Source organism: Pseudomonas sp. KU26590 (assembly GCF_026153515.1).
Classification (GTDB): Bacteria; Pseudomonadota; Gammaproteobacteria; order Pseudomonadales; family Pseudomonadaceae; genus Aquipseudomonas.
This window is the reverse complement of sequence record NZ_CP110644.1, coordinates 4,490,563-4,513,479: the sequence shown is the minus strand read 5'-3', so window position 1 is coordinate 4,513,479 and position 22,917 is coordinate 4,490,563. Positions and strand designations below refer to the sequence as shown.

Genomic DNA, 22,917 nt, shown 5'->3' with positions numbered 1-22,917 from the left:
GAAGCCTATGCTTCTCTGAGCTCTCTGTTTCTCAGCGCTTTTTAATTCTTAAAACAATGGGCCCATGGATGGCCGCCGCGAGGTTGAACGATGATTGCGATGCACCGATTTGCACTGCTGATGACCACTGCTGCGATGCTCAGTGCCTGTGGCGAAACCGCCAAGCTGCCGTTCCAGGCCGGCGTTGGCGCGCAGCCGCAACTGCCCGAGCCGAACAGCACGCTGATCCCGACCGTCAAGGTCTCAAAGGCCGTTGGCTGGAAGGGCACCGACACGCCCAAGGCTGCCGAAGGCTTCAAGGTCAGCGCACTGGCCGAGAACCTCGATCACCCGCGCTGGCTGTACAGCCTGCCCAACGGCGATATCCTGGTGGCGGAAAGCAACAAGCCGCCGAAGCCTGAAGGCGCGACGGACGGCGGGCCGGGGGTGATGGCGTGGATCAAGCGCACCGCCACCGGAATCGTCATGAGCCGGGTCGGCGCCGAAGCCGAAAGCGCCAACCGTATCAGCATCCTGCGCGATGCCGATGGCGATGGCCGCGCGGAAATGAAGAAGGTATTCATCAGCGGCCTGACGTCGCCGTTCGGCATGGTGCTGGTGGGCAATGACCTGTTCATCGCCAACGCCGACGCCGTGGTCAAGGTCCCGTACAACGACGGCCAGACTGAAAGCACCGCCACGCCGGTGAAAGTCACCGATTTGCCGGCGGGTATTAATCACCACTGGACCAAGAACATCATCGCCAACCGCGAAGGCACCAAGCTGTACGTCACCGTGGGCTCGAACAGCAACGTGGCCGAGAACGGTCTGGAAGCCGAAGAAGGCCGCGCGGCGGTCTGGGAAGTGGACGTCAAGACCGGGCAGAAACGCCTGTTCGCCAGCGGCCTGCGCAACCCCAACGGACTGGCCTGGAAGCCGGGCAGCAACGAGCTGTGGACGGTGGTCAACGAACGTGACGAAATCGGCAGCGACCTGGTGCCGGATTACCTGACCTCGGTCAAGGACGGCGCATTCTACGGCTGGCCGTGGAGCTACTACGGCAACCACGTCGACAGCCGTTTGCAGCCGCCGCGCCCGGACATGGTCGCCAAGGCTATCGCGCCGGATTACGCCCTCGGCACCCACGTCGCGCCGCTGGGCCTGACCTGGTCCGACCCGCGCGGCATGCCGGCCAAGTTTGCTGACGGCGTATTTGTCGGTGAGCACGGCTCGTGGAACCGCAATCCCCAGGCAGGCTACAAAGTCGTGTTCGTCGGCTTCCAAAACAGCCGGCCGACTGGCATGCCGGTGGACGTCCTGACCGGATTCCTCAATGCCGACGGCGACGCACAGGGCCGACCGGTCGGTGTGATCCTCGACAAGCAGGGCGCGTTGCTGGTCGCAGACGACGTGGGCAATAAAGTCTGGCGTGTCAGTCAGGCCAAGTGATGGCTTAGCGATGAAATGGAAAATGCCGGTGATGATCACCGGCATTTTTCGTTTGGGGGCAACTGGGCAAGTGGTTAGGGTCAGCGTGAAAACCGCCGCGCGCCCGCCACGCACGCGATCACCCCGACGGTCACCCCCAGCATGCCCACGCTGACGCTTTCATGCAGCAGCGTCGCGGCCAGGGTCAGGCCGAAAAAAGGCTGCAGCAACTGCAGTTGTCCTACCGCCGCGATTCCGCCCTGGGCGAGACCTCGATACCAGAACACGAAGCCGATCAACATGCTGAACAGCGACACGTAGCCGAGGCTCAGCCAGGCCGGCAAGCTGATTTGAGACAGCGCTGGCGGCGCGCTGAACAGGGTCAGGAGCAGCATCAGCGGCAACGCCAGCACCAGCGCCCAGCAGATGACTTGCCAGCCGCCGAGCGTTCGGGACAGCGTGGCGCCTTCGGCATAACCCAGGCCGCAGACGATAATCGCCAGCAACATCAGCAGATCGCCCGCCGGCGACGCCGACAGCCCTTGGGCACAGGCAAACCCCACCACCAGCGCACTGCCCAGCAACGAGAACGCCCAGAACACCGGACGTGGCCGCTCGCCGCCACGCAGCACGGCGAACACCGCGGTCGCCAACGGCAACAGGCCGACAAACACGATGGAGTGCGCCGACGTAACGTATTGCAGGGCCAGCGCGGTGAGCAGCGGGAAGCCGACCACCACGCCGCTGGCAACGATCAGCAGCGGCATCAGCTGGTTGCGCTGCGGGCGCTTCTCCCGCAACACGAGCAGCAGGCAGACCGCGACCAAACCGGCGATCGACGCTCTGGCGACGGTCAGAAACAGCGGCGTGAACTCCAGCACGGCGATGCGCGTGGCAGGCAGAGAGCCGCTGAAAATGATCACACCGATCAGGCCGTTCAGCCATCCCGCGCTGGAGGGTTTTGCATCAAGGGGCTCAGTCTCTAAAGAGATGTCCATGGGGTCGGGCTCCTGAGGTGCAAGGGTGGGACGCTTCTGCCAGTTGATGTTTTGTGGCCGATTGGCCGATTGCCGTCAGGGCAGCGTACGGCCCAGAATCAGCACAATCAAAAAATTGTCATGGATACAGCGCCTATGCCCCGCGCCCGCTACAAAACCCTCGTCGACCGATTCGCCGCGCAGATTGCAGCCGGTGAGTTACCGCCCGGGACGCGCCTGCCGACCCATCGTCAATTGGCAGCAGATGAAGGCCTGGCGCTGGTCACGGCGTCGCGGGTCTACGCCGAGCTGGAAGCCATGGGCCTGGTCAGCGGAGAAACCGGGCGTGGCACCTTCGTTCGGGAAATCGCCCTGCCGCTCAGCCATGGCGTCGATCAGCAGACCAGCGCGCCCGGTGTGCTCGACCTCAATTTCAACTACCCGACGCTGCCAGGGCAGGCCGAGCTGTTGCGCGACGGCCTTCGCCAATTGGCGTTGTCGGGTGATCTGGAAGCACTGCTGCGCTATCAACCCCATGCTGGCCGAAGCCATGAGCGCGCTTGCATCGCTCGGCACCTTGCTGCTCGGGGCTTAACCGTCGAGGCCGACGAGGTGGTGATTGTCAGTGGCGCGCAGCATGGCCTGGCGGTCACGGTGCTGGCGTTGCTCAAACCGGGCGATGTGGTGGCGGTGGATGCGCTGACCTATTCGGGCTTCAAAGTGCTGGCCGACGCGCACCGGCTGGAACTGGTTGCGATCCCCCATGGCGATGACGGCCCCGATCTGAACGCGCTTGAAAAGCTCTGCCAGCGCCGACGGATCAAGGCGGTCTACACCATGCCGACGCTGCACAACCCCATGGGCTGGGTGATGGACTTGCCGTGGCGCGAAGATCTGGTGCGCATCGCTCGGCAGCATGGGTTGCTGTTGATCGAAGACGCGGCGTACGCGTTTCTGGCTGATGACCCGCCGCCGCCGTTGAAGGCCCTGGCGCCGGAGCTGACCGTCTACGTCTCCGGGTTCTCGAAGAACGTCGCGACCGGGCTGCGGGTGGGTTACGTGGTGGCGCCGCTGCAATGGGTTTCGGCCATCGAGCGCGCGATCCGGGGGACGGTCTGGAACACGCCGGGGGTGATGACGGCGCTGGTCTGCGGCTGGATTGAGGACGGCACCGTCGCGCGTCTGGAGGCGGAAAAACGCATCGACGCGCAGGCCCGACAGACGCTCGCCCGAAAGGTGTTAACGGGGTTGAACGTCATCAGTCACCCGGCGTCCTATTTTTTGTGGGTGCAACTGCCGGAAGACGCCAGAGCCGATCAAGTGGCCATGGAGTTACTGGCGAACAAGGTCGCGGTCTCGACTGCCGAGCCTTTCGCCACGTCCAGCGTCGTGCCCCACGGAATTCGTCTGGCGCTGGGCTCCCTGGATCTGGATGCCTTGCGGGTTGCCTTGCAGGAAGTACGTCGGGCGGTCGGCCGCTTCGTGTATTGAAGGGTGGGAAAGGAGAGGGTGGCAGCAGGCTTTGTTGAGGCATCGGTAAAGGTGTTTCTCAGGCCGTCTACCATTCCTGAAATCGATAGTGACCATCACGGTAGGCGAGTTCTCTTTTTCTCGGAAGAGAGGAGGATGGCCCCATACCGAACTTGCTTGAGAAGGACGCCACGCGATGAAAATTTCAACCCTGCTGACCCTCGTCGCCGTGCTCTCCAGCGGGTTCTTCGCTACGGGTTCTGCTGTTGCAGCAGGCACCGTTTCAGCGGCGGACGCCGAGGCGTGCCATTTGCTGCCGGTGGTTGAAAGCCGTGTGGCGCTGCAGTCTTCTCAAAGCGTTGGCGTGCTGTACAGCGAAAACACCGTCAGCACCCTTGAATACCTTGAGCGTTACCACGCGGTGGCGCTGAAGGGCGTCAAGAACGGCGGGCTGGATTCGCGCATTCGCGCGGCGTTTGTCAGCAGCTCCGATCCGAAATTGGCGATGGATTGGCTGAAAGGGTCGTTGCAGAAGCAGTTCGCGTCGGTGACTGTGTACGACAACCTCGATGCGCTGATGCAGGCGCGGCCTGATGTGGTGGTCATGCTCGACACCTACAGCCGCCTGGTGTCCCAGCGCAACTCGCAGGTCGAAGCGCGCTTCATTGCGAAGTTCTACGACTCGAATCTGCAGTACATCGGCAAGGCCGAAGGCCTCGGCGCGAAAGAGCTGACGTCGGTGTGGGTCCACGACAAAGCCGCCCCGGAGATCGCCGCCCAGATCAACCAGCAGCGCGACTTGCAGATCAATGCCCTGAAGCAGTTCGATGCTTCGCTCAAAGCGCTGGTGACCACAGGTAACTCGGCGGAAGTGGCGAGTAACTGATCACCGGCGACAAGGTGAACGCGGTTCGATAGTAGGACCGGCTTTAGCCGGGAAGAGGCCCGCAGATACACCCTCAATTCCGGAGCGTGACATCCGACGCCTTCCCGGCTGAAGCCGGTCCTACAAGTTGAACGCGATTCGATAGTAGGACCGGCTTTAGCCGGGAGGCCAGTGTGTTCAATCTCGATTGTGCAGCGTGATATCCGACGCCTTCCCGGCTGAAGCCGGTCCTACAAGTTGAACGCGGTTCGATAGTGGGACCGGCTTTAGCCGGGAAGAGGCCTGTGTGTTCAACGTCGATTGTGCAGCGTGACATCCGACGCCTTCCCGGCTGAAGCCGGTCCCACAAGTTGAACGCGGTTCGATAGTGGGACCGGCTTTAGCCGGGAAGAGGCCTGTATGTTCAACGTCGATTGTGCAGCGTGACATCCGACGCCTTCCCGGCTGAAGCCGGTCCCACAAGTTGAACGCGATTCGATAGTAGGACCGGCTTTAGCCGGGAAGAGACCTGTGTGTTCAACGTCGATTGTGCAGCGTGACATCCGACGCCTTCCCGGCTGAAGCCGGTCCCACAAGTTGAACGCGGTTCGATAGTAGGACCGGCTTTAGCCGGGAAGGGGCCCGCAGATACACCCTCAATTCCGGAGCGTGACATCCGACGCCTTCCCGGCTGAAGCCGGTCCTACAAGGTGAATGTGCCGAGAACCTTTCCTCTGAGGCAATAAAAAACCGCTGCGCCCCTCATCAAGGCGTCAGCGGTTTTTTTGTGGGGGCGGTTACTTGCTGTCAGGCAGTGCGTAGGCAATCACGTAATCACCGCGATCCTTCGACTGACGTGCGCCGCCGGCGGTGATGACGATGTATTGCTTGCCGGTCTTCGGCGATACATACGTCATCGGGCCGCCCTGGCTGCCCACGGGCAAGCGGGCTTTCCAGGCTTCTTCGCCGTTGGCGCTGTTGAACGCACGCAGGTAGTAATCCTGGGTGCCGGCGATGAACACCAGACCGCCCTGGGTCGACAGCGTGCCACCCAGCGTCGGCATGCCGATCGGCAACGGCAGGTGCATTTTGATGCCCATCGGGCCGGTGTCCTGAACGGTGCCGACCGGCACCTGCCAGGCGATCTGTTGGGTCTTCATGTCGATGGCAGTCAAGGTGCCAAACGGCGGCGCCTGGCACGGGATGCCCGCCACGGACAGGAAGCGGTTTTTGTTCACGGCGTATGGCGTGCCTTTCAGCGGCACAGCGCCCATGCCGGTGTTCAATGCTTCACCGCCGGACCCCGCGATGGCGTCCTTCAGCTGCGGCACCATCTGAATCCACAAGCCCAGGCGCATGTCATTGACGAAGATGAAGCCGTGGACCGGATCGGTCGACAGGCCGCCCCAGTTCATCCCGCCCAGCGAGCCCGGAAAGCTCAGCGAAATATCGGTGCCCGGCGCGGTGAACAAACCGTCGTAACGCATCTTCTTGAACGAGATCCGGCACAGCAGCTGGTCGAACGGCGTGGCGCCCCACATGTCCGACTCGGTCAGGGTCTGCGCGCCGATCTGCGGCATGCCGACGGATTTTGGCTGGGTCAGCGAATAGGGTTCGTTGGGGATATTGGCCGGCTTGACCGGGACTTCCTTGACCTCGGTCAGCGGGTGGCCTGTGTGGCGATCGAGGACGAAAATCTGCCCGGACTTGGTGCCGATGACCAGCGCCGGCACCTTGCTGCCATCCGGTTTGGCGAAGTCGATCAGGCTCGGCTGCATCGGCAGGTCGAAATCCCAGAGGTCGTTATGGACCGTCTGATACACCCACTTTTGCACGCCGGTGGTGGCGTTCAATGCCAGCACCGAGGCGCCGTACGTGTGGTCGAGCTCGGTGCGCTTGACGCCATAGATGTCCGTGGACGAACTGCCCATCGGCAGGAACAGCGTGTTCATCGCCGGGTCGTAGGACATCGGCGCCCAGCTGTTCGGCGTGCTGCGCACATAGGTCTTGTCAGCGGTCGGCGCCTGTTTGTCGTCGGGATTGCCCGGATCGAACGCCCAGCGCATCTGCCCGGTGACCACGTCGAAACCACGGATCACCCCGCCCGGCATGTCGGCCTGCACGTTGTCGGCGACGCGACCGCCTACTACCACGGTGGTCCCGGCCATCAGCGGTGCCGATGACAGTTGATAGTAGGAATCGGGCACGTTGCCCAGTCCGGCTTTGAGATCGACCTGGCCGTTGTTGCCAAAGCCCCGGCAGAACTCGCCGGTGTCGGCGTCCACGGCAATCAGCCGCGCGTCGATGGTGTTGGTCAGCAGGCGACGCTGGCAGTTGGCGCCGGCAGGCACTGCGACCGACGCCGCTGGCGTGCTGCCATCGGTGGGTGGCGCGACGGCGGCGCTGGCATCGAAATAAGCCAGCCCGCGGCAGCGTTGCCACACGGCGGACTTGGCGTTGATGTCGTTCTTCCACAGCTGCTTGCCGGTGTCGGCGTCCAGCGCGATGACATTGTTGTGTGGCGTGCAGATGAACACCTTGTCGCCAACCTGCAACGGGGTCATCTGGTCTTCGGCGCCATTGCCGTCGCTGAGGGCGACGTCGCCGGTGTGGTAGGTCCAGGCCGGCACCAGCTTGCTGACGTTGTCGCGGTTGATCTGGTCCAGCGCGGCGAAGCGGCTGCCGCCTTCATCGTTGCCGTAGTGCGCCCAGTCTTTCTGCGCGTGGGCCGGGTCGACCTTGGTCATGGCCGGGCCATCGCCCGTCGGTGATACCGACGCATGGGGCTGAAACATCCCCCAGAATCCGGCGACTATCGCCACCGCCAGCACACCGCCAAGCACGTATCCGCCGCGACTGGCTGCCAGGCCATTGGCCTTGCGCAGGGAAGGGTAGATCAACGCGACCAGCAGGCTCAGCACGCCGAGCGCAAACAGGCGGGAGACCAGCGGCCAGAACACCAGCCCGGCGTCTACCAGTGCCCAGATCAGCGTCAGCAGCATCACCGCTGCAAACAGCCAGGCGCCTGAGACGCGCGCTCTGAACAGCTGAACGGCCGAGACCATGAGGCCCAGACCGGCCAGCAGGAAATACGCGCTCCCGCCCAGCGTGACGAGGTAGCCGCCGCCTGCCGCGAAGAGTAATCCGAAAACCAGCACGCCCAGCGCGACGACCCAAATGGGCCAGCGGCTGACGGCTGCCGAAGGTTGTGAGTTATTCATGAGGCATTCCTGCTGACGCGATGAGGGGTCGAGGGCGACCGATCAAGTTAAGTGAGGGCGAGGGTTTAACGCGTGGTCGTTGCCGAGTCGCCGGGTGTAGGGCACGACCCGCTGATAATTAACCAGTTAGTTAATTTTGGCGAAGATAGCAAAAAACCGTAGGCACTGCGTCAATTTGTCTCTGTTTGGGTGAGTCGGGGCGGGCGCCTTGCGGGGCTGGATGTGTCAGCGCTGCTGATCCATGAACGCGCGCAAACGGTGTTGCAGGCGGTCAACCGCGTTGTCCATCGCCAGAAACGCCTCGACCGTCATCACCTGCCAGCGCTGGCCTTCATCACCGAACACCACCTGATCGAACAAGCCCTCAGCCACTTCAGCGACAAAGAACCAGGTGTCGAGCCCGTTGACGCCCTGACCGGGGTAGGCCCGTTTGTGAATGAAAGAAGCGGGGTCGAGGACGATGCCGAATTCTTCCATCGTCTCCCGCACAGCGCATTCTTCTGGCGTCTCGTCGCCCTCGCGCCCGCCGCCGGGAAGGTCCCACAGATTCGGCCAGGGAATCTCCGGTTTGTCATCGCGTTGATAGGTGAGCAGCGTGCCGTGGCACAGCATCGCGACTTTCGCGCCGGAGAAAGGAGGGTGCCTGGACATGCGTGCGCCTTCATGGAGTCAGTGCGGCTAACCTAGCACTTCCTGGTTGTGGCATCGTCGTGCGCCAGCGCGACTGACACACCGCAGTCAACCAGTGGGACCGGCTTCAGCCGGGAATGCGTCATTAATCACACCACAAAATTGATGGTGCTCACGCTGGCCTTTTCCCGGCTAAAGCCGGTCCCACTAAAAGCATCGCGTGCATCCAGCGTCGCCGATGGTGTCCCAATGAAACTGACACACCGCAGTCACCGCGTAGGACCGGCTTCAGCCGGGAAGGCGTCAGTCGTCACACTGCAAAGTTGACGGTGTTCACGCTGGCCTTTTCCCGGCTAAAGCCGGTCCCACTAAAAGCATCGCGTGCATCCAGCGTCGCCGATGGTGTCCCAATGAAACTGACACACCGCAGTCACCGCGTAGGACCGGCTTCAGCCGGGAATGCGTCATTAATCACACCACAAAATTGATGGTGCTCACGCTGGCCTTTTCCCGGCTAAAGCCGGTCCCACTAAAAGCATCGCGTGCATCCAGCGTCGCCGATGGTGTCCCAATGAAACTGACACACCGCAGTCACCCCGTAGGACCGGCTTCAGCCGGGAAGGCGTCAGTGGTCACACTGCAAAGTTGACGGTGTTCACGCTGGCCTTTTCCCGGCTAAAGCCGGTCCCACTAAAAGCATCGCGTGCATCCAGCGTGACTGAGGGTGTCCCAATGAAACTGACACACCGCAGTCACCTCGTAGGACCGGCTTCAGCCGGGAAGGCGTCAGTGGTCACACTGCAAAGTTGACGGTGTTCACGCTGGCCTTTTCCCGGCTAAAGCCGGTCCCACTAAAAGCATCGCGTGCATCCAGCGTCGCCGATGGTGTCCCAATGAAACTGACACACCGCAGTCACCGCGTAGGACCGGCTTCAGCCGGGAAGGCGTCAGTCGTCACACTGCAAAGTTGACGGTGTTCACGCTGGCCTTTTCCCGGCTAAAGCCGGTCCCACTAACAGCCTCGCTTGCATCCAGCGTGACTGAGGGTGTCCCGATGAGCCTGACACAGCGCAGTCACCTCGTAGGACCGGCTTCAGCCGGGAAGGCGTCAGTGGTCACACTGCAAAATTGATGGTGTTCATGCTGGCCTCTTCCCGGCTAAAGACGGTCCTACAGAGCATTGCATGCATCCAGTGGTACTCACACTCATATGCGCCACCCCGGGAGAAACGATGAACAACCAGACACTCAAAGACGCCTACACCGGCTACATCGCCTGCCTCAATCGCCAGGACTGGCCTGCCTTGGGAGACTTCGTCGGCGAGGACGTGCATTACAACGGCGAGCGCATCGGTCTGGCCGGTTACCGGCAGATGCTGGAGCGGGATTTCCGCGCCATTCCTGACCTGCGCTTCGTCATCGATCTGCTGATCGCTGAGCCACCGCACATCGCCGCGCGGCTGAGGTTCGACTGCACGCCGGTGGGCGAGCTGTTCGAGGTGCCGGTGAACGGGAGGAGGGTGAGGTTTACGGAGAACGTGTTCTACACGTTTGAGGCAGGGCGTATCGTCAACGTCGAGTCGGTGATCGACAAGGCGGCGGTGGCGGCGCAGGTGCTTAAGCCCTGAGCCGCCCAATGGCCTGGCAGCACGGCTGACTCACACGAGAATCAGCCGCGCCTCCGCTCCATCAATGCAACGCGCTGGCGCGGTTTTTGGCGACGTCTTCGGCTTTGACCTCACCGTTGCTCTGACCGAACCGGCGCAGCACGAAGGTGCTCACGGCAGCCAGTTCAGCATCGCTGTAACTGCGGGCGAAGTCAGGCATGCGCTGATCGACCCGTGCCGCCGTCGGCGTGTGACCTTCCAGCAGGGTCGCCATCAGGTTGCGGCCTTTGGGGTCGTTGACGGTTTTCAAACCGGCCAACCCGCCCGCCGGTGATTGCCGGCCACTGCCGTCGATCTGGTGGCAGGCCACGCAGGTGTCGTTGAACAGCTTCTGGCCAAGACCCTTTTGCAGCGCGGCGTCGTTCATCACCAGGGTTGGGCGCGGGATGCCTTCGCTTCTGGCCGGCGTGCTCTTGAGGTAAACCGCGATGGCTTTCAGGTCGGCCGGGTCGAGGTAGCGCAGGCTGTGCTCGACGGCGTCACCCATGGGACCGCCCGCGCCGCCGAAACCGGCCGCGTAGCCCTTCGACAGGTAGCTGACGATCGCTTCTTCCGGCCATGCGCCGATGCCGTATTTAGCGTCGGAGCTGATGTTGTAGGCCATCCAGTTGCCCAGTTCTGCACCTGCCAGAGAGTTGCCGGTGCTCATCGCCTGGAAGATGTTGCGTGGCGTGTGGCACTCGCCGCAGTGGCCCGGGCCCTGCACCAGATACGCGCCGCGGTTCCATTCAGCCGATTGCTTGCTGTCCGGGACGAAGCGTTCGTTGGACGCGAAGATCGCGTTCCAGAACATCATTCCCCAGCGCTGATTGAACGGGAACGAGATCTTGTTTTCGGGCGGCATCTGCTTCACCGGCTCAAGGCTGAACAGGTAGCCCTTGATCGCCAGAATGTCCTCCCGGGACATCTGTGTGTAGGAGGTGTAAGGGAAGGCCGGGTAGTAATGCTTGCCGTCCTTGCCCACGCCTTTTTGCAGGGCATCGACGAATTCGTCGTCGGTCCAGTTGCCGATACCGGTTTCTTTGTCCGGGGTGATGTTGGGCGAATACAGGCTGCCGAACGGCAACTTGAATTCCAGCCCGCCGGCGTACGGCTTGCCGCCCGGCACGACGTGGCAGGCCACGCAATCAGCGGCACGGGTCAGGTATTCGCCCTTGCTCATGGCCGGGGTGTCGCTCGCGTAAACGGTGCTGGCCAGCAAACCGGCCACAAGTCCGAGCGCAGTGTTGAAAACGTTCATGACGCGCTCCTCAAACAGTGAAATAGCCAAAGCGGCTCAACGGCAAACGACGCTCGCGCACACCGGTCGCGGCGTACACGGCGTTGACCAGCGCGGCCGCAGCGGGCACGGCACCGGTTTCACCGACACCGCCAGGGGTCTCCACGCTGTCGACGATGTGCACTTCCACCGGTGGCGCGTCGCTCATGCGGATCTGCCGGTACTCGTGGAAGTTGGTCTGCTGCACCTGGCCCTTCTCGATCAGGATCTCGTTGAACAGCGCGGCGGACAGACCGAACAGCGTGCCGCCTTCCATCTGCGACGCCACGGACGTTGGGTTGGTGGCAAAGCCGCAGTCGATGACCGTTACCAGCCGTGTGATGCGCAGGCCTTTCTCGCCTTGCTTCTCCAGCTCGACGATGGTCGCGACAAAACTGCCGAACACCGCCGTCACTGCCACGCCACGGCCTGAACCGACAGGCAGCGGCTTGTCCCACTCCACCAGTTGCGCGGCCTTGGTCAGCACTGCCTGGGCGCGGGGTTGCGACTGCATCAGTGCCAGGCGGTATTTCACCGGATCGACCTTGGCGTTATGCGCCAGTTCGTCGATGAAGCACTCGATGGCATAAGTGCTGCGCAGCGGTCCGACGCCACGCCACCACGAAACCGGAATCACTTCCGGGTCGTGACGGATGTAGCGCACCTGCAGGTTGGGCAGGGTGTAGATCGGGTCCTTAGCCACTTCGACTGCATCGCCATCGACGCCGTCAGCCGGCAATGCGCCGATGTAGGCCGCGACCACCGAGGCACCGGCGATGCGATGCTCCCAGCCCACCGGACGCAGGTCTTTGTCCAAAGCTGCATTGAGGCGGTCGACGTAGTGCGGACGATAGCGGTCGTGGGTCATGTCCTCTTCACGGCTCCAGATCAGCTTGATCGGATAGCTCAGCTGGCGCGCGATGTCCACGGCCTGGAAGATGAAGTCGGACTCCAGACGACGGCCGAAACCGCCGCCAATCAACTGGTTGTGGATCACCACCTTTTCCACCGGCATGCCGCAGACTTTGGCAGCGCCCGCCTGGGCCATTCCCGGCGCCTGGCAGCCCACCCACAACTCGCAGGCGTCAGCACGCACGTGGGCGACGCAGGTCATCGGCTCCAGCGGGGAGTGGGACAGGAAGGGTTGTTCGTAGATGGCTTCGAAGCGGCTGGAAGCGTTTTTCAGCGCGCCGGCGATGTCACCGGACTGGTGCGCAAACACACCGTCGCCAGCGCTGGCGTCGAACAGCGATTTGTCCAGCTGGGCTGAGTCCAGACCCGCATGGGGGCCGAGGTCCCAGTCGATGTCCAGCGCCTTGAGCGCTTGCTGGCACGACCAGAAATTGCTCGCGGTCACTGCGACGGCGTTGTCCAGGCGCACGATATCGCGCACGCCGGGGATCTTGCGCGCAGCGTCTTCGTTCATCACGCCGCGCAGCTTGCCGCCGTGGACCGGGCAGGTGAGGGTGGAGGCAATCAGCATCCCCGGCACTTGCAGGTCGATGGTGAACTTCGCCGTGCCGTTAATCTTGTTCGGGGTGTCCAGTCGCTGGACCGGTTTGCCCAGCAGCTTGAATTCGCTGACGGCTTTGAGCGGGATGTCGGTCGGCAGCGGTAATTTCGCGGCGGCGTCGACCAGCTCGCCGTAACCGGCACTTTGACCGTTCGGGCCGATGACCCGGCCGTTTTCGGCGTGGCACTGGCTCGGCGCCACTTTCCAGCGCATGGCTGCGGCCTGGATCAGCACGATGCGCGCACCGGCGCCGGCTTTACGCAGGGGCTCCCAGCTGTAGCGGGTCGAGGTCGAGCCGCCGGTGGCCTGGAAGCTCAGCAGCGCGTCGGTGTACAGCGCTGCATTGGGCGGCGCCTCGGTGATGGTGATCTGGCTCAACGGCACTTCGAGCTCTTCGGCGACCATCATGGCGATGCCGGTCTGCACGCCCTGGCCCATTTCGATCTTCGGCGAAATCAGCGTGACGGCGCCGCTTTGATCAATGCGCACGAAAGCGCCATAGCCTTGCTCGGCGTTGTCACCGAGGCTGGCGCCCTGGACCACATCGGCAGCGAAGCTGCGGGTAATCGTCGCCGGCAGGTAGGTGCCGATGACCAGGCCGCCCAGCAGCGCACTGCCTTTGAGCAGCCCGCGACGCGAGAGCATCGCGGCAGGTGTTTGTGATTCGGACATGATGACTTCCTTCAGGCCTGGCTGACGCTTTTGATGGCGGCGCGAATGCGGGTGTAGGTGGCGCAGCGGCAGAGGTTGCCCGACATAGCGTTGACGATCTGTTCGTCGTTGGCTTTGGGGTGTTCCTGCAGCAGCGCGACGGCGGACATGATCTGCCCCGACTGGCAGTAGCCGCATTGCACGACTTCATGGTCCAGCCAGGCTTTCTGCACCGCCTGACCCACGGCCTGCTCACCGACCGCTTCAATGGTCGTGACCTTGCGGCCCGCCACGGCGCTGACCGGCAGCACGCATGAACGCACGGCCTGGCCGTCCAGGTGCACGGTGCACACGCCGCACTGGGCAATGCCGCAGCCATACTTGGTGCCGGTCAGGCCCATCACATCGCGCAAGACCCACAACAATGGCATGTCGTCGGCGACATCCAGGTCGTGCTCCTGGCCGTTAATCATCAATTTCTGCATCACACAACCTCAGACGGTCATCACGGTTGACGCACTGCGCCACGAGCAAGCTTGTGAGGCGGCATCAAGGCTTCGGTTTGTTTTAAAAAAATAGCGCCGTGCCAGTGGCCAGCGCTTTGCTTTATAGGGGATCTGCTCGACATCTTGGGGTCGGGACGAGTCAGCGGGACGAATGGTAGTACGTTCATCAATGGAAATGTCTGATTGCGCGGAAAATATTTCCCGAGGGACATTAAAAGACCCGCGACAACATGACGCGATCCGGGAAAGTGCAGCCCCCGGATCTGCCGCTCTGAAAAGAGTATTTGCGCAGCGCTCATCAGGCGCGCACAAAGTTGTGGATTAACAGGAAGCGCAAAGGTCTATTACCGAAGTTGATGTAATAAAATCGCGCATCAATGACAGTGATGGGTCTTATCAATTTTAAGTATTTATCATCTGCGTCGATCACGAACAGAATGGCCCCAGAAGCAAACGACACGCGCTTTGCTTAATGACTACTTAATGAACTTCTGGAGAATGACCATGAAAGTATTAGCCTTCGCTGCTCTGTCCCTCGTGAGTGTGTTTGCTGCTGCCGGCGAACTCCCAGCCACCCAGCAAAAGCCACTGACCCAGGTTGAACAATACAACCTTCACAAAGGGATCGACGTCGCTAAAGTGATCAGCATCAAGAACGCTCAGGACCCACAGAAAGTTGATGGCCCCGTGCAATCCACCATGGTTTATGTTGACCACGCTGGCGTGACCCACAGCCTTGACTACACCATCATGGGCTACGGTCGTCAAAATGGTTGATCGCCAGTGCCCTGGCGGCTTCAACTACAAACGCTATAAAAGAAACGCTGCATTTGAATGCAGCGTTTTTTTTTGCCTGATTATTGACCGGGAATACCAAGTCGTGTTGTTCGCCATGAACTTGCGCCGGCAGCTTATTTATTTAAAAGACACGATGACGCCTTGGCATCAATCAGCGTTACGCCTGCCGCTGGATGAAGTCCAGGAAGGCTCTCAACGGTGATGGCACATAGCGCCGCCCCGGGTAATACAGAAACGGACCGCTGAAACCTGGCCACCAGGGTTCGAGCACCGGCTCAAGCAAGCCGCTGTCCAGATGGGGGCGCAACCAGTCTTCGAACAACGTGACGATGCCCAGGCCGTCGATGGCGGTTTGCACGGAGAGGTCGACTGCGCCGCCAATCCGCACAGTCAAAGGGCCCGACGGGTCGACACGAACCACTTCGCCGTCGCGCTCGTATTCCCAAAGCGGCACGGAGCCGCTGGGGAATTTGCCGCGCAGGCAACTGTGGTTGAGCAGGTCCCGTGGATGCTCGGGCCGGCCCCGGGCGTCGAGGTACGCTGGCGATGCAGCGGTCGCGAAACGCTGAACGCGCGGGCCGATGGGCACGGCGATCATGTCCTGCTCCAGGCGGTCGTCGTAGCGGATGCCCGCGTCGCAGCCGGCAGCGAGCATGTCGACGAAGCTTTCCTCAGTGACCACTTCCATGCGGATGTCCGGGTGCGCTTGCAGGAATGGGGTGATGATCCCTGGCAATATCAACCGCGCGGCGCTGACCGGTACGTTGAGCTTTAGCGTGCCCGAAGGGCGGTCGCGGAAATCATTGACGACGTCCAGCGCCGATTCGACTTCCCCAAGCGCCGGGACAATCCGCTCCATCAGCCGCGCACCGGCTTCCGTCGGCACCACGCTGCGCGTGGTGCGGTTGAGCAAGCGCACGCCCAGGCGCGACTCCATGCGCCTGACGGCGTCGCTGAGGCTGGACGCCGACTTGCCGCTCAACCGTGCGCCCTCACGAAACCCGCCTGCGTCGACCACGGCCACGAAGGCCAGCAAATCCTGAATGTCTGTCGCCATTGTCCGCTCGCTCGTACAACCCGTGCCGATTGCACCTGATTATCAGCGCATCGGTCAACGCCTATAGTCGTCTCACATTCTTGATCACGAGGCGTAACCCATGAGCCAGGCCAGAAAAGCAGGACACTTTTCATTCGGCGGCCGTACTGTCAACCGCATGGGCTACGGTGCCATGCAATTGGCCGGACCGGGGGTCTACGGACCGCCGAAAGACCACGCTGCCGCAATCGCCGTGTTGCGTGAAGCGCTGGCGGCCGGGGTCAACCACATCGACACCGCTGACTTCTATGGCCCCCATGTCACCAATCGACTGATCCGCGAAGCCCTGCATCCGTATGCCGATGAGCTGCTGATCGTCACCAAGGTTGGCGCGTCGCGAGGCACCGACGCTTCATGGAATGCCGCCAACAGCCCGGCGGAGTTGGTGAGCGCGGTGCATGACAACCTGCGCAATCTCGGCCTGGAAGCGTTGCACGTGGTGAACTTCAGGGCGTGGGGCACCGGGCATTCGCCGGACGAGGCGTCGATAGCCGAGCAGTTCAGTGCGCTGGCCGAGTTGCAGCGCCAGGGTTTGATTCAGCGGCTGGGCCTGAGCAACGTCAGTGCGAAACAGGTCGCCGAGGCGCAGAGCATTGCCGAGGTGGTCTGCGTGCAGAACCACTACAACCTGGCGCATCGGGATGACGAGCACCTGATCGGCGAACTTGGCAAACAGGGCATTGCCTACGTTCCGTTCTTCCCGCTGGGTGGTTTTACGCCCTTGCAGTCCCAGACGCTGTCGGACGTCGCCAAACGCCTCGATACCTCGCCGATGTGCGTGGCATTGGCGTGGCTGCTGCAGCGCGCGCCAAACCTGCTGCTGATCCCGGGCACGTCCTCGGTGGCGCATCTGCACGAAAACCTCACCGCCGCCGAGCTGGTGATTCCGCAAGCGATGCTCGCCGAACTCGACGGGTAGAGCGCCTGATCCCGCAGGGTTTTAGTAGGACCGGCTTTAGCCGGGAAGAGGCCAGTTTGAACACCATCAGATTTGCAGTTTGGCGACTGACGCCTTCCCGGCTGAAGCCGGTCCCACAGGATGAATGCATGCTGTCAGTAGGACCGGCTTTAGCCGGGAAGAGGCCAGTTTGAACACCATCGGATTTCCGGTGTGGCGACTGACGCCTTCCCGGCTGAAGCCGGTCCCACAGGATGAATGCATGCTGTCAGTAGGACTGGCTTTAGCCGGGAAGAGGCCAGTTTGAACACTATCAGATGTGCAGTTTGGCGACTGACGCCTTCCCGGCTGAAGCCGGTCCCACAGGATGAATGCATGCTGTCAGTAGGACCGGCTTTAGCCGGGAAAAGGCCAGTTTGAACACCATCAGATTTGCGGCGTGACGATCGACGCTTCCCGGCTGAAGCCGGTCCCACAGGAGGAATGCGTGCTGTCAGTGGGACTGGCTTTAGCCGGGAAGAGGCCGGTGTGAACACCGTTAGATTTGCAGTTTGGCGACTGACGCCTTCCCGGCTGAAGCCGGTCCCACAGGATGAATGCATGCTGTCATTGGGACCGGCTTTAGCCTCACTAACGGCCAGGGATTTGCGTCAATCCAGATCCGACGCATCATGCCGTTCCGGTACCTGAGTGGCTTCATCGCCCCAGGTTCGGTTGACCCGCATGCCGCGAATCACGGCGGGCCGTTGTGCAATGGTTTCGGCCCAGCGCTGCACGTGGGTGTATTCGTGGGCGGCGAGGAATTCGGCGGCGCCGTACACGGTGTTGCGCACCACTTGCCCGTACCACGACCACACGGCGATGTCGGCGATGGTGTAGCTGTCGCCGGCCAGATAAGCGCTTTCGCTGAGGCGCCGATTCAACACGTCCAACTGACGCTTGGCTTCCATGGTGAAGCGGTCGATCGCGTATTCGAACTTCTCCGGCGCGTACACGTAAAAGTGCCCGAAGCCGCCGCCCAGATATGGCGCAGCGCCCATCTGCCAGAACAGCCAGTTCAGGGTTTCGGTGCGGCCGGCCAGATCCTTGGGCAGCAACTCGCCAAACTTCTCCGCCAGATACAGCAGGATCGAGCCGGATTCGAACACGCGAATGCCCGGCTCGACGCTGCGATCCAGCAGCGCAGGGATTTTCGAATTGGGGTTGATGTCGACGAAGCCGCTGCCGAATTGATCCCCTTCATTGATTCGGATCAGCCAGGCGTCGTACTCGGCGCCGCTGTGGCCGAGGGCAAGCAGCTCTTCCAGCAGTATCGTCACCTTGACGCCGTTGGGCGTGGCCAGTGAATACAGCTGCAACGGGTGCTTGCCGACCGGCAGGACCTTCTTGTGGGTCGGCCCGGCCGTGGGGCGGTTGATGCTGGCGAACTGGCCGCCGGAGGGCGCTTCGTGTTTCCACACGGTAGGCGGGACGTAGGGTGCCTTACTCATTGAACACATCTCCTGAGGGTCAGTTTTAGCGGGAAGGATCGAGCCGCATTGGCCCCGACCCTTTAACAATTTATCGAGTAGAAGACAGCGGTGGCGTGCGCGGTGGGATCAGGCGCTTGCTGCCGATGGATTCGAACGCCGAAGCGAAGCGCAGCAGCGCGGAATCGTCGTAAGCCCGGCCGGCGAAGGTCAGGCCCACGGGCATGCCAATGTCGGCCATCACGCCCATCGGCACGGTGACAGTGGGCACGCCGAGGTGGCGGATCGCGAGGTTGCCGTTGGCGACCCAGACGCCGTTGCTCCAGGCGATGTCGGCCGAGGCCGGGTTGACGTCGGCATCGGCCGGCGCCACGTCGGCGACGGTCGGAAACAGCACCGCATCCAGCCCGAGCTTCTGCATCCACTCTTCGAGGTCAATGCGGCGCGTATGTTCCAGCCCGCGCAGGCCGTCGGCCAATGTGTCGATCCGGTCCCACGGCGTGATGCCGCGCTGGGCCATCTTCACGTACTCGTCCATGCCGGCGGCGAGATCGCCCTCGCGGTTGGGCAGGGTGCCGGGGTCGTGGGGGAAGATCAGCGGGCCGTTGACGTCGGCCAGGCGGTTCAGTTTCGGGTCGCCGTTGGCCTGGAGAAAATCGTCGAACGCCCAGGCGGTGAGGTCCCACAGTTCGTGGTGCAGAAACTCTTTGGAGACGATGCCGCGGTTATACACCGTCGGCGCGCCGGGACGATCGCCCTCGCAGTTGGAGACCAGCGGGAAATCCACCTCGATGACTTCAGCGCCGTGGGCTTCGAGTGCCTGGCGCGCCTGTTCCCACAGGTCGATCACCGACGCGCGGGTAATGATGCGCTGGCCGGTAGGGCCGCCAATGCCCGGTGCTTCCGACGTACCGGCTTGCGGGTCGGCATTGATGTACATGCGCGGCACGCCGAAGCGTTTGCCCGCCAAGGCCTGCGGGCTGGCGGCGAGCTCGGCGTAGGACGCCGGGCGTACCGAGTCGACGGCGGGAATGGGCACCCACGGCTGCAAGCGCCACAGGTCGCCGCGTGTGTCGGGGTCTTCGGCGACCACCACGTCCAGCACTTCAAGCAGGTCGGCCATGGTCCGGGCGAAGGGCACGACCACGTCCATGGTCGGCGTCAGCGGCCAGTTGCCGCGCACCGAAATCACCCCGCGCGATGGCGTATAGGCGCAAAGGCCGTTGTTCGACGCAGGGCCACGGCCGCTCGACCAGGTCTCTTCAGCGAGCCCGAACGCCGCGAAGCTCGCTGCCGTTGCAGTGCCGGCGCCGTTGGACGATCCCGAAGCAAACGGTGCCGTCAGGAAGTCCGCGTTGTAGGGGCTTTCGGCGCGGCCATACACGCCGCGCTGCATGCCGCCGTTGGCCATCGGCGGCATGTTGGTCTTGCCCAGACAGATCGCGCCGGCCGCACGCAGCCGCTCGATGGTGAATGCATCACGGTGAGCGACCAGTTCGGCAAACGCCGGGCTGCCCGATGCAGCGGTCAGCCCTTTGACCAGATAGCTGTCTTTGGCGGTGTAAGGAATGCCGTCGAGGGGGCCGAGGGTTTCGCCTCGCGCGCGGCGGTCATCGGAAGCCTGCGCTTCGTCGAGGGCCTGGGGATTGCGCACGACCACGGCGTTGAGCGCGGTGGCGGTGTCGCTGCCGTCGTAAGCGTCAATTCGGGTGAGGTAGGCTTGAACCAGTTCGACGGCGGTGGTCTGGCCCGATTCAAGGGCAGCGCGCAGTTGCGCGATGGAGACTTCAGTGACTTCGATCATGACTGCGACGACCGTGAGCCGGGGAGTGGGCTTTCAAGCAGGCTTTTGAGTGAAAAGCAGGGGCATCTCGGAAGAAGAGTTGGCATATCGCTTCCCGTGGCGCGGCAGGGCCGGGCTGGTTTGAAGCCGACTGAGGCGTGGGTGTACAACGCGGGCTCAGCTCGGCAGGCGTATTCGTGTGGCGCACATTATGCCTTCGCCATGGCTTTGTCGCGAGGCTTGGGCAGGTACTCTTTCGATGGCACGTTCGAGAGCCGCCGGACACGTGCTATGGCGAAAGGCTTACACGACGTCGGGCAATGTCGCCCTGTACAGCGAAGCGCCACAAGCGCAACCTTGGATCCATCAACCGAGGCGCTGGATGTGTCTCGCTGGTCAAGGATGATCCACCATTTGCCGGGACGGCTACTGACAGGATGTTGGAATGGTGTTGATAGAAAAGAACCCGCTCAGGCGGGTTTTTTATTGCCCGCGATAAAGTGTGTGGGGCGTTTTAGCAAAGTGCCCGGGGCGCCGGGTCCGACTTCTGTGGTTAACTCCTGCGCATCTTTTTCGTGGCAGGCTTTGCAATGACTCCCCATCACGGCGCGCACCGGCAAGTCATCGGCATGTGGTTGATGGCGGGCGTGGCGCTGATGTTCGCCAGTCATGACGCGATTTCCAAGACGCTGATTTTTTCCCTTCCAGTGATCTTCGTCGCGTGGGCCCGCTACCTTGTTCACTCGACTTTGGTGACCACCGTGCTGCTGCGCAATGGCGGCGCAAACGTCTTCCACACCCGGCGGCCCTGGCTGCACCTGTTGCGGGCGGTGGTCCTGCTCGCCGACAGCCTGTCTTTCCTGTTCGGCCTGACCCACGTGCCCATCGCCGAATCCACTGCGCTGGTCTTCCTCGCGCCTGCTTTTGTGACGATCCTGTCGCCCCTGATCTTCGGCATCAAGGCGGACCGCTGGCAGTGGGGGTCGGTGGTGCTCGGCTTTATCGGCGTGCTGGTGATCATCAACCCGGCCAGCGATGCCTTCTCACTGTGGATGCTGTTTCCCCTGGCGACCGCGCTGTTCTTCGCGCTGTATCAACTGCTCACGCAACTGGCGGGGGAGACCGACAGCCCGTCGGTGTGCAGCTTCTACGTCGGCGTCTTTTGCACCCTGATCCTCAGTGCCATCGTGCCGTTCTACTGGGCCGAGCCCGATTGGCTGCAATTGGGGTTGCTGCTGGTGCTGGGCGGTCTGGGTTTGTGCGCGCACTTTCTGATGGCCAAGTCTTATCGCTATGCTTCTTCGTCCGTGCTCGCACCGTTGGGTTATCTGCAAATCATCTTCGCTGTGGCTTACGGGATTCTGCTGTTCGGCAACTACCCGGGCACCGCCTCGATGTTCGGCATTGGGCTTATCTTCCTGAGCGGCCTGATGGTCTACGCCAGACGCCAACCCGTGGCGCCTGCGAGCCAACTCTGATCAGGGTTAACAGGGCTTCACGCGTTTTCATTGCCGGGACGGGTGAAGGAAAAGCGGTGAATATCAACCCGCAACTGCCAGCCCTGATTCGCCCAATAGGTCGCTGCGGCCGGGTTGGTCTTGAGCACGTCGATGTGGCATTTGTGAATGCCTTCCGCTTCAAGTCTGACCAGACAGCGCTCCACCAGCGCCTGTCCGATTCCCTGCCGCCGATAGTCAGGTAGCACGAGCAGATGCTGCAAATACCCGCGCCGGCCGTCGTGGCCCGACATGACACAGCCGCAGAGGTGCGAACCGTCCTCCGCGACGAAGCTCAATCCGGGGTTGCGCAGCAGATACCGTTCGGTGGACTCGCGCGAGTCGGCGTCACGCAAAGAGATGCCGGGTGTGTCACGCATGAGTTGGGTGATGGCGTCGTAATCGTCCAGGGTCATGGGGCGGATGGTGGGCATGGTAGGCGCCTTGTTCAGATCAAGAGCGTCTGCCTAGGGGCAGACCGTTTCGCCTTCGGCGAGTTACTTTTGAAAAGCAGCAAAAGTAACCAAAACTGCCTGCTCCCGGTTTGGCCCCTCCTGCGTCGGGGTTCCTTCACTCCGGTCTCGCTCCGTGGGCCCGCGCCGAACGGACATCCCTGTCCTGACGGCGCTCTCGCCGCATCCATGCGGCTCGGCCCACTGCGCGAGACCTGCGTTCAGCCTGCACTCAAGTCGCGATTGGCGGTGAATGGGCTTTTTGCGCATGAAGATCAAAATCAACGGCAACGGCAACGGCTTCCCGGCTAAAGCCGGTCCTACGATGTGCGCGTTGTGTCAGAGATACTTGATCGTTCCCACGCTCCGCGTGGGAATGCATCCTGTGACGCTCCGCGTCACCTCCCCCAGCCTGAATGCACGTCGTCTGCGGGACGCGGAGCGTCCGGGGCGACGTTACCACGCGGAGCGGGGGAACGATCAGAGAGTCCTTCGGCGTGATGAAGATCCTCTGTAGGAGCGCGCTTGCCCGCGAATTGCGGTGGCTCAGCGGCATCTGTGTGGCTGACAGGACGCCATCGCGGGCAAGCGCGCTCCTACAGTGAATGTGCATGCGGTCAGTAGGACCGGCTTTAGCCGGGAAGCTTTTGATCTGCACTTGATTTTGATCTTCATACACAGCCAGCCCAGACACCGCCAATCGCGACTTGGGTGCAGGCTGAACGCAGACGACGCGCAGTGGGCCGAGCGGCATGGATGC

The 22,917-nt window shown here is 62.3% G+C and carries 17 protein-coding genes; 7 read left to right on the top strand and 10 right to left on the bottom strand.

All coding sequences use genetic code 11. The features are described from left to right. Window positions 1-90: 90 nt before the first annotated feature. Window positions 91-1,428 carry a PQQ-dependent sugar dehydrogenase gene (locus OKW98_RS20085; protein WP_265386341.1) on the top strand — a complete coding sequence of 446 codons (1,338 nt, stop codon included), beginning with the start codon at window positions 91-93 and terminating at the stop codon, window positions 1,426-1,428. 80 nt (window positions 1,429-1,508) lie between these two features. On the opposite strand, the gene OKW98_RS20080 is transcribed toward OKW98_RS20085, so the two are convergent. Then, window positions 1,509-2,405, bottom strand: coding sequence for a DMT family transporter (locus tag OKW98_RS20080; RefSeq protein ID WP_265386340.1), 897 nt, complete (start codon window positions 2,403-2,405; stop codon window positions 1,509-1,511). A 135-nt stretch (window positions 2,406-2,540) separates the two neighbouring features. On the opposite strand from OKW98_RS20080, the gene OKW98_RS20075 reads away from it, so the two are divergent. Then, complete coding sequence (locus OKW98_RS20075; protein WP_265386339.1) at window positions 2,541-3,875, top strand: PLP-dependent aminotransferase family protein; 1,335 nt, start codon at window positions 2,541-2,543, stop codon at window positions 3,873-3,875. Between the two features lie 175 nt (window positions 3,876-4,050). Beyond that, complete coding sequence (locus OKW98_RS20070) at window positions 4,051-4,740, top strand: ATPase (protein ID WP_265386338.1); 690 nt, start codon at window positions 4,051-4,053, stop codon at window positions 4,738-4,740. A 776-nt stretch (window positions 4,741-5,516) separates the two neighbouring features. Here OKW98_RS20070 and OKW98_RS20065 read toward each other — a convergent pair. Then, window positions 5,517-7,940, bottom strand: a complete 2,424-nt coding sequence (locus OKW98_RS20065) for a glucose/quinate/shikimate family membrane-bound PQQ-dependent dehydrogenase (protein ID WP_265386337.1) — start codon at window positions 7,938-7,940, stop codon at window positions 5,517-5,519. A gap of 225 nt (window positions 7,941-8,165) precedes the next feature. Further along, the gene (locus OKW98_RS20060) at window positions 8,166-8,591 is read right to left on the bottom strand and encodes an NUDIX hydrolase (RefSeq protein ID WP_265386336.1); all 426 of its coding nucleotides are present in this window, start codon (window positions 8,589-8,591) and stop codon (window positions 8,166-8,168) included. A gap of 1,211 nt (window positions 8,592-9,802) precedes the next feature. Between OKW98_RS20060 and OKW98_RS20055 the strand changes: the two genes are divergently transcribed. Further along, on the top strand, window positions 9,803-10,198 hold the full coding sequence (locus tag OKW98_RS20055; protein WP_265386335.1) for an ester cyclase: 396 nt from the start codon (window positions 9,803-9,805) through the stop codon (window positions 10,196-10,198). Window positions 10,199-10,259: 61 nt separating this feature from the next. Here the strand turns inward: OKW98_RS20055 and OKW98_RS20050 are convergent, their stop codons facing one another. From OKW98_RS20050 to OKW98_RS20040, 3 genes are read right to left on the bottom strand one after another with little or no spacing between them, the layout of a single operon-like run. Continuing rightward, a complete protein-coding gene (locus tag OKW98_RS20050; RefSeq protein WP_416147440.1) occupies window positions 10,260-11,477 on the bottom strand; it encodes a c-type cytochrome in 1,218 nt (405 codons plus the stop codon). A 10-nt stretch (window positions 11,478-11,487) separates the two neighbouring features. Beyond that, window positions 11,488-13,680, bottom strand: coding sequence for a xanthine dehydrogenase family protein molybdopterin-binding subunit (locus tag OKW98_RS20045; protein WP_265386334.1), 2,193 nt, complete (start codon window positions 13,678-13,680; stop codon window positions 11,488-11,490). Window positions 13,681-13,691: 11 nt separating this feature from the next. Further along, on the bottom strand, window positions 13,692-14,144 hold the full coding sequence (locus OKW98_RS20040) for a (2Fe-2S)-binding protein (protein WP_074893339.1): 453 nt from the start codon (window positions 14,142-14,144) through the stop codon (window positions 13,692-13,694). A 525-nt stretch (window positions 14,145-14,669) separates the two neighbouring features. Between OKW98_RS20040 and OKW98_RS20035 the strand changes: the two genes are divergently transcribed. Then, window positions 14,670-14,942: a DUF2790 domain-containing protein gene (locus OKW98_RS20035; protein ID WP_265386333.1), complete on the top strand. Its 273-nt coding sequence runs from the start codon at window positions 14,670-14,672 to the stop codon at window positions 14,940-14,942. Between the two features lie 178 nt (window positions 14,943-15,120). On the opposite strand, the gene OKW98_RS20030 is transcribed toward OKW98_RS20035, so the two are convergent. Then, the gene (locus OKW98_RS20030; RefSeq protein WP_265386332.1) at window positions 15,121-16,020 is read right to left on the bottom strand and encodes a LysR family transcriptional regulator; all 900 of its coding nucleotides are present in this window, start codon (window positions 16,018-16,020) and stop codon (window positions 15,121-15,123) included. 100 nt (window positions 16,021-16,120) lie between these two features. On the opposite strand from OKW98_RS20030, the gene OKW98_RS20025 reads away from it, so the two are divergent. Next, a complete protein-coding gene (locus tag OKW98_RS20025; RefSeq protein ID WP_265386331.1) occupies window positions 16,121-16,978 on the top strand; it encodes an aldo/keto reductase family oxidoreductase in 858 nt (285 codons plus the stop codon). A 629-nt stretch (window positions 16,979-17,607) separates the two neighbouring features. Here the strand turns inward: OKW98_RS20025 and yghU are convergent. Both yghU and OKW98_RS20015 read right to left on the bottom strand, forming a co-directional pair. After that, window positions 17,608-18,447, bottom strand: coding sequence for a glutathione-dependent disulfide-bond oxidoreductase (gene yghU / locus OKW98_RS20020; RefSeq protein ID WP_265386330.1), 840 nt, complete (start codon window positions 18,445-18,447; stop codon window positions 17,608-17,610). A gap of 70 nt (window positions 18,448-18,517) precedes the next feature. Further along, window positions 18,518-20,230, bottom strand: coding sequence for an amidase (locus OKW98_RS20015; RefSeq protein WP_265386329.1), 1,713 nt, complete (start codon window positions 20,228-20,230; stop codon window positions 18,518-18,520). A 569-nt stretch (window positions 20,231-20,799) separates the two neighbouring features. On the opposite strand from OKW98_RS20015, the gene OKW98_RS20010 reads away from it, so the two are divergent. Next, entirely contained in the window at window positions 20,800-21,687 is an 888-nt protein-coding gene (locus OKW98_RS20010) for a DMT family transporter (protein WP_265386328.1), read from the top strand. A gap of 17 nt (window positions 21,688-21,704) precedes the next feature. Here the strand turns inward: OKW98_RS20010 and OKW98_RS20005 are convergent, their stop codons facing one another. Further along, on the bottom strand, window positions 21,705-22,139 hold the full coding sequence (locus tag OKW98_RS20005; protein WP_265386327.1) for a GNAT family N-acetyltransferase: 435 nt from the start codon (window positions 22,137-22,139) through the stop codon (window positions 21,705-21,707). Window positions 22,140-22,917: the final 778 nt, after the last annotated feature.

Coding starts and splice junctions, on each gene's coding strand:
- OKW98_RS20085 (WP_265386341.1), top strand. CDS start 91: ATGATTGCGATGCACCGATTTGCACTGCTGATGACCACTGCTGCGATG.
- OKW98_RS20080 (WP_265386340.1), bottom strand. CDS start 2,405: ATGGACATCTCTTTAGAGACTGAGCCCCTTGATGCAAAACCCTCCAGC.
- OKW98_RS20075 (WP_265386339.1), top strand. CDS start 2,541: ATGCCCCGCGCCCGCTACAAAACCCTCGTCGACCGATTCGCCGCGCAG.
- OKW98_RS20070 (WP_265386338.1), top strand. CDS start 4,051: ATGAAAATTTCAACCCTGCTGACCCTCGTCGCCGTGCTCTCCAGCGGG.
- OKW98_RS20065 (WP_265386337.1), bottom strand. CDS start 7,940: ATGAATAACTCACAACCTTCGGCAGCCGTCAGCCGCTGGCCCATTTGG.
- OKW98_RS20060 (WP_265386336.1), bottom strand. CDS start 8,591: ATGTCCAGGCACCCTCCTTTCTCCGGCGCGAAAGTCGCGATGCTGTGC.
- OKW98_RS20055 (WP_265386335.1), top strand. CDS start 9,803: ATGAACAACCAGACACTCAAAGACGCCTACACCGGCTACATCGCCTGC.
- OKW98_RS20050 (WP_416147440.1), bottom strand. CDS start 11,477: ATGAACGTTTTCAACACTGCGCTCGGACTTGTGGCCGGTTTGCTGGCC.
- OKW98_RS20045 (WP_265386334.1), bottom strand. CDS start 13,680: ATGTCCGAATCACAAACACCTGCCGCGATGCTCTCGCGTCGCGGGCTG.
- OKW98_RS20040 (WP_074893339.1), bottom strand. CDS start 14,144: ATGCAGAAATTGATGATTAACGGCCAGGAGCACGACCTGGATGTCGCC.
- OKW98_RS20035 (WP_265386333.1), top strand. CDS start 14,670: ATGAAAGTATTAGCCTTCGCTGCTCTGTCCCTCGTGAGTGTGTTTGCT.
- OKW98_RS20030 (WP_265386332.1), bottom strand. CDS start 16,020: ATGGCGACAGACATTCAGGATTTGCTGGCCTTCGTGGCCGTGGTCGAC.
- OKW98_RS20025 (WP_265386331.1), top strand. CDS start 16,121: ATGAGCCAGGCCAGAAAAGCAGGACACTTTTCATTCGGCGGCCGTACT.
- yghU (WP_265386330.1), bottom strand. CDS start 18,447: ATGAGTAAGGCACCCTACGTCCCGCCTACCGTGTGGAAACACGAAGCG.
- OKW98_RS20015 (WP_265386329.1), bottom strand. CDS start 20,230: ATGATCGAAGTCACTGAAGTCTCCATCGCGCAACTGCGCGCTGCCCTT.
- OKW98_RS20010 (WP_265386328.1), top strand. CDS start 20,800: ATGACTCCCCATCACGGCGCGCACCGGCAAGTCATCGGCATGTGGTTG.
- OKW98_RS20005 (WP_265386327.1), bottom strand. CDS start 22,139: ATGCCCACCATCCGCCCCATGACCCTGGACGATTACGACGCCATCACC.